Raw genomic sequence first — 13,029 nt, forward strand, 5'->3', positions numbered from 1 at the left:
CGACGCCGCGACGTCAGCCCGCGAGGAAGCCGAGCTCCTGCAACCGGCTGATCTCGGCCTTCAGCTCGGGGTGGCCCGCGCTGTCGGCGGCCCGGGCGCCGGCGACGTAGAGCTGGGCGCCCTCGGCGCCAGCCGCGTCGAAGACCACCGTGAGCCGGTTGGCCGTCGAGGCGTTGATCAGCGAGCCGAGCATCACCACCGGGTCGGTGCGGTCCTCCAGCGACAGCACCCGGGTGGCCTCGGGGATCCGGGGGACCTGGGCCGACGGTGCGCCCGCCGTGACGACCTGGTCGACCACGAACCGCGGCGAGCGGGTGGTCGCGGCGATCTCGGCGGCGATCGTCCCGCCGGCCGCCGAGCCGACGAGCATCACCCTGGCGTCGTCCTCGGTGACCGCCTTCTCGATCGCGCGCACCACCTGGCCGGCCGACGTGGTCGGGTCGGCGCCGACGAGGCGGAGCCGGCCGGTGTCGGGGGTGAGCGAGCCGGGCAGGTAGGCGATGTAGCGGCCGGTGCCGACGCGCTGGACGCTGATCCGCCGGTCCTCGGCGACCAGGTTGGCCATCAGCTCCTCGAGCGAGCGGGGCGCCGTGCCGGTGCCGCTGCCGACCTCGGCCTCGGGAGCCTCCGCCTCGACGAACGACCCCGCGGAGTCGCGGAACGCCGACACGGCGTCGGTCGGGAACGGGTCGACGCCGATCGCCCGCAGGCCGCCGCGTGCCGCGTGCGCGCCCTGCTCGGACCCGAGCACCCCGGCGGTCAGGAGCGACCGCATGTGCAGCCCGTCGAGCAGGCCGCCGCCACCGGAGAGGTGGTCCATCAGGTCGGGGTTGTTCTCGGCGAGCTCGCTGAGGTAGGCGGTGACGCCGTCGCGGTCGAGCGTGTCGGTCTCGATGAGCCCGGCGCTCACGATCGCGCCGCCGAGCGCGACCTCCGGTGCGAGGTAGCCGATCGCGCGGCCGGCGATCGAGCCGAGGGTCTTGTAGGCCGCCTCCTGCAGCTCGTCGATCCAGCGGTAGGTGAGGACCGTGGCACGTACGACGAGCGCGTCGGCGTCGAGCTCGACCGAGCGGGTCAGCAGGCCGTGCTTGCCCGTGGTGGCGGCGCGGATGTCCTCCTCCGCCTGTCCCCACGTCGCCTTCGACAGCTCACCGGAGTCGACGACGTCGTCGTCGCCGAGGATCTCGGTGCCGAGCCGGGCGCGGTTGCGCATCTCGGTGCCGGAGCTGTCGAACAGGTCGGCCAGGGCCAGCATCTGGTCGTACTTGTCGGCGGCGACCGAGGCGGAGGAGTCCCGGGGCGCGTCGCCCTCGTGGGTGCGGGGGATGTCGAGGTCGCTCATGCCGGGCTCCCTGCGGCGTCGTCGGACGGGTGGGCGACCTGTGCCAGCACGGGCGCCAGCTCGGTGGCCAGGTCGTCGGGATCGACGCGGGCGACCGCGACCCGCGCGCCGTCGTCGTGTCGGGGGGTCAGCGAGTGCCAGCCGTCGCGGAGCAGCACCCAGGACACGACGCCGACCGACGTCGTGGCGCGCTCGGACACCTCGGCGGCGAGGATGCGCATCCGGCCGCGGCCCTCGGTGTGCACGGCAGAGACGGCGTCGACCGCCTCGGGGCCGCTGATCTCGCGGCCGTCGGCGAGGACGACCCCACCGGACTGGCCGACCAGCACGGGGACGAGGTCGGAGCGCCCGGAGCGCAGCGCCTCCCCGACAGAGTCGGCGAGGGCGTAGGGGACGTCGAGCAGGGCTGGCACGTGCGAGGCGGTGAGCGGCAGGTCCTCGGGCGGGGCGGTGACCCGCGCGAGCTCGTTGGTCCACTGGTCGACGGGGAACCAGGCCAGCTCGAAGACGATGCCGTCGCAGGTCGACAGGCTGGCGACCGCGCCGCCGGACTGGCGGTGCCAGGCCTTGACCTGGGTCGTGCCGGCCGCGACGTCGATGTCGAGGGCCAGCCGCGGCGTCGCGAGCAGACCGACCGCCCCGACGATGCCGGGGTCGGCACCCGCGTCGGTCACCAGGCCGCGGCGGCGCAGGGTGTCCTCCGGGTCGTGCAGCGTGCGGACGGCGTCGAGGTAGGCGGAGTCCTCGACCGATCCCCGGCTCTGGCCCAGTCGTCCGGAGAGCGAGCCGGTGTCGGCATCCTCCTCGCCAGCGCCCGGCAGGTCGAAGGGCAGCGGCGCGCCGCCGGCGAGCTCGGCGACGAGCCGGAGCTCGGGCAGCGTCAGCGCGAGGCGTCGGGCGATCGCGTCGATGAAGCTCGTGCTCGGCGGCGGAGGCGTGGTCAGGTCGATGGTCACCATGTCAGAGCCCCGGGAGCGAGACGGTCAGCCAGTCCTTGTGACCGGCCGGTGGAGGGTCGAAGGCGAGCAGTGCGGCGTCGGTGTCGGTCTCGTCGTCCTCGGCCAGCACGTCGTCGGACACAGTGGAGCGACTGGCGCGGGTGCGGGCGTCCTCGACGAGGGCGGTGGCCTTGTGGGCGCGCTGGTCGATCGCCTCCTTGAGCGCGTCGACCTCGGTGAGGTGCCGGGCGAGCGAGTCGGCGGCGGTCTCGTGGTGAGCGGCAGCGGTGCGCAGGTGCGAGGCACGCTCCTTGATCCGCTCGCGCATCGCGTCGGCTGCCTTGCCGTGCCACGGCACGGCCTCGGCCTGGGAGACGAGACGGGCGGCCAGGGCCCGGATGTCGCCGCCCTGCTCGCGGAGCTGCGCGACGCGCTTGCGGCCCGCGGCGGTGTCGCCGTACATCGATCACTTCCTCTCGTCCGGGGACGACTACCCGATCGGCTGGACCTCAAACGTCCGTCCCCGGTCCCCGATTGTGCCGCAGCCGGAGGCCGGCGTGCTGCCGCCGGACCGTCCACCGCCGGTCCGGACGGCCGCGGCGACGCCTGCCGGCCGATAGGATCCAGAGGCCCCCGGAACCCGAAGAGCCGCCCAGAGGTGTGCATGACGTTCGACGTCCACCAGCTCGACGAGTTCGTGCTGGTCGGAGCGGTCGTGACGCTGGCGGCGATCCTCGCCGTGCGCGTCTCGGCGCGCGCGGGGCTGCCGTCGCTGCTGATCTACCTCTTCATCGGCGTGCTGCTCGGCGAGGGCGGCCCGTTCGGCATCCCCTTCGACGACGCCCAGCTCGCCCACGCCCTCGGCTTCGGTGCGCTGGCGATGATCCTGGCCGAAGGCGGCCTGACGACCGACTGGCGGCAGATGCGCTCGAGCGTCGCTCTCGGGCTCTCGCTGGCGACGATCGGCGTGGCGGTGTCGGTCGCCGTGGTCGCCGTCGGCACCCACTACCTCCTCGGGCTGCCGTGGGAGCTGGCGATCCTGCTGGGGGCCATCTGCTCGCCCACCGACGCCGCGGCCGTCTTCTCGGTCCTGCGGGCGTTGCCGTTGCCCAAGCGTCTCACCGGTGCGCTGGAGGCCGAGTCGGGCCTCAACGACGCCCCGACGGTCGTGCTCGTCGGGATCATCTCCACCGGCGCCGTCGGCGAGGCCGGGCTGCTCCAGACCAGCGGCATCATCGTCTTCGAGCTGATCGCCGGCGGGCTGATCGGCGCTGCGATCGGCGTCGGCGGCGCCTGGGTCATGCGGCGGGCGGCGCTGCCGTCCTCGGGCCTCTACCCGCTCGCGGTCCTGTGCCTGGCGTTCACGGCGTACGGCGCCGCGTCGGCCGTGCACGCGTCCGGGTTCGCCGCGATCTACGTCGCCGCGCTGATCCTCGGCAACAGCGAGCTGCCGCACCGGGTGGCGACCCGCTCCTTCTCCGAGGGCGTGGCGTGGCTGGCCCAGATCGGGCTGTTCGTGATGCTCGGCCTGCTCCTGTCGCCCTCGCGGATCGACCTCGACACCGTCGTGCGGGCGCTGGCGACCGGGCTCGTCCTCACCCTCGTCGCCCGGCCACTGTCGGTCGTGGTGAGCAGCCTCGTGCAGCCGATGGGACGGCGCGACCTGGCCTTCCTGTCGTGGGCGGGGCTGCGCGGCGCCGTGCCGATCGTGCTCGCCACGATCCCGCTGGCGGAGGGCGTGGTGGGCGCCGAGGACCTGTTCGACATCGTCTTCGTGATGGTCGTCGTCTACACGCTGCTGACGGGACCCACGCTGCCCTGGGTGGCCCGGACGCTCGGGGTCGCCCACCGGTCCGATCCGCGCGGCCTCGACGTGGAGGCGGCGCCCCTCGACCGGGTCGCCGCCGACCTCCTGCAGGTGACCATCGCGCCCACCTCGAAGATGCACGGCGTCGAGGTCGGCGAGCTGCGGCTGCCGCAGGGAGCCTCGGTCTCCCTGGTGGTCCGCTCCGGCGAGGTGCTGGTGCCCGAGCGTCGTACCGTCCTGAGGCACGGCGACGACCTGCTCGTCGTCACCCCCCGCAAGCTGCGCGAGGCCACCGAGGCGCGCATGCGCCAGGTCTCCGACAACGGGCGCCTCGCCCAGTGGGTCGGCGACCCCTCACGCCGCGACAAGGACTGAACCGGCGCACTCTGTCGCCGGCGCCGGTGGCGGCGCCGGTGGGAAGAACTGCGGCGGTACGACGCGTCGGCGGGCCCCGCGGCGTCGTACGGCCGCAGTTCGTCGAGCTGTTCGACCTCAGGATGCGCCGACTCGACGTCGATCGGACCTCAGGACGCGCCGAGTCACTCGACCGCTGGGGCCGTCACTCCGAGCCGGTCGCCTTGCACCAGGTCGCGTCGGCCTCGGCGACGACCGACTCGACCTGCTTCTTCTTCAACGACTGGAACTTCTCGCCCACCACGACGACGACGCCCGGGCCGAGGGCGTCACCCGGCACGACCTGGGCCCTCTTGAACTGCCGCTGGACGAGCACCACGGCCGGGTTGGTCGGGTCGGAGGACCAGATCTGGGTGGTGCCCGCAGGCTGCGGGGAGTCGCCGACCGTGCCCTCGACGAAGCCCCGTTCGGCGAGCTGGGCGCTCGTCGCGCCGGCCAGCCCGCTGCGCCCGCTGCCGTTGAAGACGCTGACCACGACCTGGTCGCGGCGCACCTCGGACCCGGCGGTCACCGTCGTGTCCTCGCAGATCGCGACCGGCTCGTCCTGGGGGAACGGCTCCGTGAAGGCGGCCCACCCCCACACCGCGGCGGCCACGACCACCAGCGCCAGGAAGGCCAGCGTGAGCGCCGACCGGGCTGCGCCCGTCACTCCGCCGCCTGGTGGACCCGCGCGTGGAGCACGCTGCGCTGCTGGAGGGCGGCGCGGAGGGCGCGGTGCAGGCCGTCCTCGAGGTAGAGGTCGCCCCTCCACTGCACGACGTGGGCGAACAGGTCGCCGTAGAACGTCGAGTCCTCGTCGAGGAGCGTGTCGAGCCGCAGGGTGTCCTTGGTGGTCACCAGCTCGTCGAGCCGCACCTGGCGCGGAGGCAGGTCGGCCCAGCCGCGCGAGTCGAGCCCGTGGTCGGGGTAGGGCCGGCCGACGCCCACCCGCTTGAAGATCACGCCGGTGATCATAACGACGCCCCCGCGCGGACCCTCGTCGTCACCTCCGGCCGTGGTTAGGCTCGCCGGCATGACCGAGACCCCCGAGGCCCAGCCCGCGCCGCCCGACCCGATCGCCGAGACTGTCTCGGACCCGGTCTCCGACCCGATCGCCGAGGCGGTCGCACCGGGCTACCGGTTCGAGGGCGAGGCCCTGGAGCTCGGCGGGCTGATGCTCGACGCGGAGCGCCTCGGCGACGTACGCATCCGCATCCCGCTGGCGATGCTCAACCGCCACGGCCTCGTGGCCGGCGCCACCGGCACCGGCAAGACCAAGACCCTGCAGCTGCTCGCCGAGCAGCTCAGCGCACACGGTGTGCCCGTCTTCGCCGCCGACATCAAGGGCGACCTCTCGGGCATCAGCGTCCCGGGCGAGCCCAGCGACAAGCTGAGTGCGCGCACGGCGAGCGTCGGCCAGGAGTGGACGGCGACCGGCTTCCCGACCGAGTTCTACGCGATCGGCGGCCAGGGCGTCGGCGTACCCGTCCGCGTCACGATGAGCGCCTTCGGTCCCACCCTGCTCGCGAAGGTGCTCGGCCTCAACGAGACCCAGGAGTCCTCGCTGGGCCTGGTCTTCTACTACTGCGACAAGCAGGGCCTGCCGTTGCTCGACCTGGCCGACCTGCGCGCGGTGCTGCAGTACCTCACCGGCGACGCGGCCGGGAAGGCCGAGCTCAAGACGATCGGCGGCCTCTCGCCGCAGACCGCCGGGGTGATCCTGCGAGAGCTGGTCGCCTTCGAGGCGCAGGGCGCCGACGTCTTCTTCGGTGAGCCGGAGTTCGAGACGAAGGAGTTCCTGCGCACCGCCGAGGACGGCCGCGGCATCGTCAGCCTGCTCGAGCTGCCCAACCTCCAGGACCGGCCGGCGCTCTTCTCGACGTTCCTCATGTGGCTGCTCGCCGACCTCTTCCACGACCTGCCGGAGGAGGGTGACCTCGACAAGCCCAAGCTGGTCTTCTTCTTCGACGAGGCGCACCTGCTCTTCAACGACGCCTCCGACGACTTCCTCGACCAGGTCGCGCAGACCGTGCGGCTCATCCGGTCGAAGGGCGTCGGCGTCTTCTTCGTGACGCAGTCGCCGACGGACGTGCCCGACGAGGTGCTGGGGCAGCTCGGCTCACGGGTGCAGCACCAGCTCCGCGCCCACACCCCCAACGACGCCAAGGCGCTCAAGGCGACCGTCAACACCTACCCCAACAGCGCCTACGACGACCTCGGCGAGGTCATCACGTCACTGGGGATCGGCGAGGCCGTGGTGACGGTGATGAACGAGCGCGGCGCCCCGACCCCCGTCGCCTGGACCCGGCTGCGGGCACCGGAGTCGCTCATGGACCCCGCCCCCACGGCCGACATGGAAGCGGCGGTCAAGGCCTCGCCGCTCACCGAGAAGTACGCCGAGCCGATCGACCGGGAGTCTGCGCGCGAGCTGCTCGCCAAGAAGCTCGAGGAGGGCGCCCGCAAGGCCGCCGAGGACGCCCGCGTCAAGGAGATGGCCCGCGAGCAGAAGAACGCCCGGGTGACAGAGAAGGCCTCGCAGAAGTCGTCGCAGAAGTCCTCGCAGCCCTCCTCGCGCCGGCCCGCGCCGAAGGACGAGGACAGCATGATGGAGAGCGTCGTGAAGTCGCGGGCCTTCAAGGACTTCATGAGCACCGCCGCCCGCGAGATCGCCCGGGGGATGTTCAAGAGCGGCCGCCGCTGAGCGGCGCCCCCGGCGCGGTGGGTGAGCGGTGCGTGACGGGGGTTCCGCGGGTTGGAAATCCGCCTCACGCACCGCTCGCCGGCGCGGCGGCGTACGACACGTGGGTGAGCGGTGCGTGACGGGGGTTCCGGGGGTCGCAAACCCGCCTCACGCACCGCTCGCCGGCGTACGACATGCGCGGGGGGTGCCTCAGCCACATGGTGGCGCTGGAATGCGGCTCACGCACCGCCCACGGGCGCGCGCGCGGTCACATGGTCGGGTCGAGCCAGGCGAGCTGGGCGGTCTGGGTGCCGCCGTCGCGGGTGACGACGCGGGCGCGTCCCTCGGGGGCGGGCTGCGGGCGGAGGTTGCCGATCAGGATGCCCTCGTCGCGCGGTCCGGAGAGCATGACGCCGGGCATCGCGAGGTCGCGGAGCGACTGGATGACGGGCTCGTAGAGCGCGCGGGACGCACCACCGGTGCGCCGGGCGACGACGACGTGCAGGCCGACGTCGCGCGCCTGCGCCATCAGCGGCTGCAGCGACGACACCGGCGATGACTGTGCGGTGGCGACGAGGTCGTAGTCGTCGACCACCACGAAGACCTCGGCGCCCGTCCACCACGACCGGCTGCGCAGCTGGTCGGGCGTCACGTCGGGGCCCGGGATGCGGCCCTCGAGGTAGCTCGCGATGTCCTTGAGCGTCGGCGTCGCCTGGGTGGCCGAGGTGAGGTAGTTGAGCAGGTACTCGTCGGGCACCTCGCCGAGCATCGAGCGCCGGTAGTCGACGAGCACGATCTGCGCTTCCTTGGGCGTGCGGGTGCGCATGATCTCGTGGACGTAGGCCCGCAGGAGCGCGCTCTTGCCGGACTGGCCGTCACCGAAGACCAGCATGTGCGGCTCGGCGTCGACGTCGAGGCCGATCGGTGCGAGCTCCTTCTCGTTGATGCCGAGCAGGATCTGCTTCTCCGGCATCCCGCGCCGCACGGCGTCCTCGCGGATGGCCTCGAGCGTGACCTTCTCCGGCAGCAGCCGCAGCTTGGGTCCCTGGGGGCCCTTCCACGCTCCGGCCATCCGCTTGATGAGGTCGTCGACGCCGTCGCCGAGGGTGTCGGCGCTGCCGTCGCCATCGATGCGCGGCAGCGCGCCGAGGAAGTGCAGCTTGGACGGCACGAGGCCGCGGCCCGGGCGCCCGACGGGCACGAGCGCGGCGACCTTGCGGTCGATCTCGGAGTCGAGGGGGTCGCCGAGCCGCAGCTCGAGCTTGGAGCCGAAGACGTCGCGCATCGCGGCGCGGTAGTCGGCCCAGCGGGTCGAGGCGGTGACGATGTGGAGGCCGAACGTGAGGCCGCGCGCGGCCAGCTGCTGGATCTCCATCTCGAGGTCGTCGAACTCCGCGCGCAGCGTGCTCCAGCCGTCGATGACCAGGAAGACGTCGCCCCACCCGTCGTCGGCCCGACCCTGCGCCCGACGCGAGCGGTAGGTCTCGATGGAGTCGATGCCGTTCTGGCGGAAGTAGGCCTCGCGCCGGTCGACGATGCCCTCGACCTCGGCCATGACACGACGAACGACGTCCGGCTCGGAGCGGGTCGCGACGCCGGAGACGTGCGGCAGCCGGGTCAGCGGCGCGAACGTGCCGCCACCGAAGTCGAGCACGAAGAACTGCGACTCCAGCGGCGTGGTGACCAGCGCCATGCTGGTGACGATGCTGCGCAGCATCGTGCTCTTGCCCGAGCGGGGGCCGCCGACGACGGCGACGTGGCCGGCCGCGCCGGTGAGGTTGAGCGTCATCGTGTCGCGGCGCTGCTCGCGTGGGCGGTCGACGGTGCCCAGCGGGATCACCAGGCCGGGCACGTTGCGCCACTGCGGCGAGGTGAGGCCCAGGTCGGGGCTCTCGACCAGGTCGGGCATGAGCTCGTCGAGGGTGTCGGGCACGTCGAGCGGCGGCAGCCAGACCTGGTGCGCGGCCGGACCCTTGCCGACCATGCGCGTCACGGCGATGTCGAGCAGCGACGGCTGCTCGCCTTGCTGCGGCTGCGGCGCGGCCACCTCGGTGACCTCCTCGGTGGGCTCGAGCGCCTGCACCTCCGAGATCGTGAAGGGCAGGATGCCGCGGATGGCGCCGCCCTCGTCGCGGGTGACGCGGGTGCGGCTCGACGGCGGCCCCGAGACGTACGCCGCCTTGAACCGCAGCAGCGTGGACTGGTCGGGCTTGAGGTAGCCCAGGCCCGGGACGGCGGGGAGCTCGTAGGCGTCCGGGACGCCGAGGACCGCCCGGGACTCGCCGGCCGAGAACGTGCGGAGGCCGACGCGGTAGGACAGGTGCGACTCGAGGCCGCGCAGGCGGCCCTCCTCGAGGCGCTGCGAGGCGAGCAGGAGGTGGAGGCCCAGCGAGCGGCCGAGGCGGCCGATGGCGACGAAGAGGTCGATGAACTCCGGCTTGGCCGAGAGCATCTCGGAGAACTCGTCGACGACGATGAAGAGCGACGGCATCGGCTCGAGCGGCTCGCCGTTGGCGCGGGCCTTCTCGTAGTCGCGCACCGACGCGTAGTTGCCGGCGTCGCGCAGCAGCTCCTGGCGCCGCGTCATCTCGCCGGACAGGGCGTCCTGCATGCGGTCGACGAGGGTGAGCTCGTTGGCCAGGTTGGTGATGACCGCCGACACGTGCGGCATGTCAGCCATGCCGGCGAAGGTCGCGCCGCCCTTGAAGTCGACGAGCACGAGGTTGAGCTGCTCGGACGAGTGCGTCATCACCAGCCCGAGCACCAGCGTGCGGAGGAACTCCGACTTGCCGGAGCCGGTCGCGCCGATCACCAGGCCGTGCGGGCCCATGCCCTGCTGGGCGGACTCCTTGATGTCGAGGTGGATCAGCCCGCCGGAGTCGCCGATGCCGATCGGCACCCGGAGCCGGTCGCGGGCCGGTCGCGGCCGCCAGGCGGTGGCCGGGTCATAGCTGAAGATGTCGCCGAGACCGAGCAGGTCCATGTGGTCGGGCGTCGTGGAGGTGATGTCGACGGCGCCGCCGGCGGACGACGACTCGGCGCTCGCGGTCTTGAGCGGGGCGATGCGGCGCGCGAAGGCCTCGGCGGTGGCGATGTCGCACTGGTCGGCGAGGGCGCGGACCGGCTCGCCGCGCAGGCGCAGCGCGCTCACCGGGCGCTTGCCCAGCTCGTCGGGCGCGTCGGCGAACTCGAGCCGCAGCCGCGTCGGGTCCTCGAGCTCGTCCCACCGGCTCGGCAGGTCGAGCAGCGTGACGCCGTGCAGGCCGTCGGGCGGGACGATGTGGTTGCCGGGGGGCAGGTGCCCGCCGTCGATGACGAGCAGGATGTGCGGCGTGGCGGCGCGCTCGTCGGCGCCGAAGCGCGGCCGGTCGCTGAGGTCGGGCGGCAGCAGGCTGCCGAGGTCGTCCAGCGAGGTCGAGACCAGGCGCATCGGGCCGACCGCGTCGACCTCCCGGGTGCTCTGGGCGTGCGGCAGCCACTTCACCCAGTCCCAGTGGGTGAGGTTCTGCTCGGAGCTCAGGACCGCGACGATGAGCTGGTCGGGGTTCTGGAACGCCGTCGCGGAGCAGATCATCGCGCGCGCCGTCGAGCGGACCTCCTCGGCATCGCCGCACAGCTCGATGCGGTCGAAGGCGCGCAGGTCGATCGAGGCCGGCAGGTTGGGCTGGAGCCGGTGCACGACGAGCAGGCGGTGGAGGGCGGACGCGGCAGCCGGGTCGACCTGGTCGACCGGCGCGCTCTCCGGGGGCACGAGCTCCAGCGACAGCGGTTGCGAGCACAGGCCGTAGCGCACGTGGAGGAAGTTGTCGTCGGACGCGGTGTGCTCCCACAGCCGGGTGCGGTCCTCGGCCAGGGAGGGCAGCGCGGAGGGCTCGGGGTGGTGCCAGTTGAGGGCGCGGCGCTGCTGGTCGGCCGCCTCGCGCGCCACCCGGCGGATGTTGCTCAGGTAGCGCAGGTACTCGGTCCGCGAGCCGGTCACCTGCTGCGCGCGCTGCTTACGCTGCCGGTCGATCTGCACGATGATGAAGCCCAGGGTGGCGAACAGGAACATGCCGGCAGCGAGGAAGCTGCGGCTCCGGTTGGCGCCGCCCATGGTCGCGACGAGCACGATGGAGCCGAGGCTGCCGAGCATCGGGATGGCGTTCATCAGCACGCCGCCGGCGCCCTCGCCCTCCTGCAGCTCGGGCGGCGGCTGCAGCACGATCTGGCCACCCGGCATCTCCGGCTCGTCGAGCCTCTGGCCACCCCGCAGTGTCGTGCTCAACGCGTCCCCCAGTGCCGTGCCCGATGAAGTCGCCCCGATGATAGGTGTGCTGCCACGCGGGTCGCACCTGCGACTACTCTCCAGCGGAGGGCTGCTCGTCCCACGGGCGACGCGAAGGGGGAACTGGTGTCGGACGTCGCGATGTCCAGCGGTGCTGGCGCGACCATCGCGCTGAGCATCCACGGCCCGGCCGGGGTGCTCGACCTCGTCGTGCCCGCGGGTGCCACCTCGGTCGACGTCGCCCGCGAGTACGCCAAGCAGGCCGACGTGCCGGGCATCCCGCTGCTGCAGACCGCCCTCGGCGAGCGCCTCAACGCCGCCGTCCCGCTGGGCGAGGCGGGCATCGAGCCCGGTGACGTCCTCGTCGCGACGACGGGCGTGCACCGGCCGCGCCGGGTGACGCTGCTGCAGGCGGCGAAGAACGCCCCGGAGAGCCCCGCGCTGGCCGCGCTGATCGCCTGGGTGGCCGCGCTGGTCGCCGCGCTCGCCGCCTGGTACGCCGGTCGCGCCGGCGACGACGTCGTACGCACCGTCACGGTGGGGCTGCTGCTCGCCTGCTCCCTCGTCGGGGTGCTCCCGCTCGGTCGCCATGCCCGGCAGCGGGCAGCGGCCGCCCCCGCCTTCGCCGCGGCCGCCGCGTTCGCGGCCCTCTACGAGCCCGGCGTCCACCTGCTCCCGGCCATCCTGGGTGCGGCCGGCATCGCGGCCGCGGTCGTCGCCGGCATCGGCCGCGCGCTGTCGGTCGGCAGCGACGAGGTGAGCACCGTGTGGATCGTCAGCGGGCTCGCCGTCTTCGCCTGCTGTGCCGTGCCGGCCATGCTCGGCTGGGACGCGCGGGTCGCCTGGACCCTGCTGGTCTTCGGTTCGATGATGGCGGCGCGCTTCGCGCCCTCGCTCGCGGTCGACGTGCCCGACGAGGCGCTGCTCGACCTCGACCGGCTGGCCGTCACCGCCTGGTCGGCCCGCGACACCCAGCGCCACGGCCGGCGCGGACGCATCGTCGTCGCGGCCGACGCGATGGAGCGCCTGGTGCACCGCGCCTCGCGCATCGTCACCGGCGCCGCGGCCGCGATCCTGGTGACGGTGCTCGTCGCCAGCCCGCTCCTGCTGCACACCGCGACGATCGACCTCGACCGCATCGGTGCCCGCTGCCTCGTGTTCTTCGCGGGCTGCTCGCTGCTCCTCGCGGCCCGGTCCTACCGCCACGCCGCGGCGCGGGTCCTGCTGCGCCTGGCCGGCCTCGGCGCGCTGGTGGTGCTGGGGGTGCACCTCGCCACGGGGCCGGGTGCGGCCCACGTCGACACGTTCTTCTACGTCACCGTCGTGCTGGGCGTCATCGCCGTGGCGGCGGCCGTGGCCACCGGGCGCGGGTGGCGGTCGGTGTGGTGGTCGCGCCGCGCCGAGGTCGCCGAGTCGCTGTGCGGCAGCTTCGCCTTCGCCGCTGCCGTCGTCGCGGCAGGCGTCTTCCGCCGGCTGTGGGAGATGACGTCGTGATCGGCACGGGTCCGCCGGTCTCCCGCGGCGGCGTCGATCGGTGGATTGATGTTTAGCCCGAAAACGGTCGGGTAGATGCACGTCAGCGCGGGGGGCCGGGACGTCTCCCCG

Annotated in this window: 9 protein-coding genes; 3 read left to right on the forward strand and 6 right to left on the reverse strand. The window is 73.2% G+C overall.

Going from position 1 to position 13,029, the window contains the following annotated elements; genetic code table 11:
* Window positions 1-13: 13 nt before the first annotated feature.
* Genes NCI01_RS19830 through NCI01_RS19840 form a run of 3 tightly spaced genes read right to left on the reverse strand, consistent with a single transcriptional unit; the run spans window position 14 to window position 2,743 of the window.
* The gene (locus NCI01_RS19830; protein WP_254183222.1) at window positions 14-1,342 is read right to left on the reverse strand and encodes a hypothetical protein; all 1,329 of its coding nucleotides are present in this window, start codon (window positions 1,340-1,342) and stop codon (window positions 14-16) included.
* On the reverse strand, window positions 1,339-2,301 hold the full coding sequence (locus tag NCI01_RS19835) for a hypothetical protein (RefSeq protein WP_254183223.1): 963 nt from the start codon (window positions 2,299-2,301) through the stop codon (window positions 1,339-1,341). Before NCI01_RS19835 ends, NCI01_RS19830 begins: the two co-directional genes overlap by 4 nt.
* A gap of 1 nt (window position 2,302) precedes the next feature.
* The gene (locus tag NCI01_RS19840; RefSeq protein ID WP_254183224.1) at window positions 2,303-2,743 is read right to left on the reverse strand and encodes a hypothetical protein; all 441 of its coding nucleotides are present in this window, start codon (window positions 2,741-2,743) and stop codon (window positions 2,303-2,305) included.
* Window positions 2,744-2,944: 201 nt separating this feature from the next.
* On the opposite strand from NCI01_RS19840, the gene NCI01_RS19845 reads away from it, so the two are divergent.
* Window positions 2,945-4,462: a potassium/proton antiporter gene (locus NCI01_RS19845; RefSeq protein ID WP_254183225.1), complete on the forward strand. Its 1,518-nt coding sequence runs from the start codon at window positions 2,945-2,947 to the stop codon at window positions 4,460-4,462.
* A gap of 184 nt (window positions 4,463-4,646) precedes the next feature.
* On the opposite strand, the gene NCI01_RS19850 is transcribed toward NCI01_RS19845, so the two are convergent.
* Both NCI01_RS19850 and NCI01_RS19855 read right to left on the reverse strand, forming a co-directional pair.
* Window positions 4,647-5,150 (reverse strand): LytR C-terminal domain-containing protein, encoded by a 504-nt coding sequence (locus NCI01_RS19850; RefSeq protein ID WP_254183226.1) that lies wholly within the window; start codon window positions 5,148-5,150, stop codon window positions 4,647-4,649.
* Window positions 5,147-5,443 (reverse strand): type II toxin-antitoxin system VapB family antitoxin, encoded by a 297-nt coding sequence (locus NCI01_RS19855; protein ID WP_254183227.1) that lies wholly within the window; start codon window positions 5,441-5,443, stop codon window positions 5,147-5,149. The genes NCI01_RS19850 and NCI01_RS19855 overlap by 4 nt, the downstream gene beginning before the upstream one ends.
* Before the next feature lie 70 nt (window positions 5,444-5,513).
* Here NCI01_RS19855 and NCI01_RS19860 point away from each other — a divergent pair, with 70 nt between their 5' ends.
* Complete coding sequence (locus NCI01_RS19860; protein ID WP_254183228.1) at window positions 5,514-7,181, forward strand: helicase HerA-like domain-containing protein; 1,668 nt, start codon at window positions 5,514-5,516, stop codon at window positions 7,179-7,181.
* Window positions 7,182-7,428: 247 nt separating this feature from the next.
* Here the strand turns inward: NCI01_RS19860 and eccCa are convergent, their stop codons facing one another.
* Window positions 7,429-11,424 (reverse strand): type VII secretion protein EccCa, encoded by a 3,996-nt coding sequence (eccCa, locus tag NCI01_RS19865; RefSeq protein WP_254183229.1) that lies wholly within the window; start codon window positions 11,422-11,424, stop codon window positions 7,429-7,431.
* A gap of 126 nt (window positions 11,425-11,550) precedes the next feature.
* Between eccCa and NCI01_RS19870 the strand changes: the two genes are divergently transcribed.
* The gene (locus NCI01_RS19870) at window positions 11,551-12,918 is read left to right on the forward strand and encodes a hypothetical protein (protein WP_254183230.1); all 1,368 of its coding nucleotides are present in this window, start codon (window positions 11,551-11,553) and stop codon (window positions 12,916-12,918) included.
* Window positions 12,919-13,029: the final 111 nt, after the last annotated feature.

Source organism: Nocardioides pinisoli, from assembly GCF_024199985.1.
Taxonomy (GTDB): Bacteria; Actinomycetota; Actinomycetes; order Propionibacteriales; family Nocardioidaceae; genus Nocardioides; species Nocardioides pinisoli.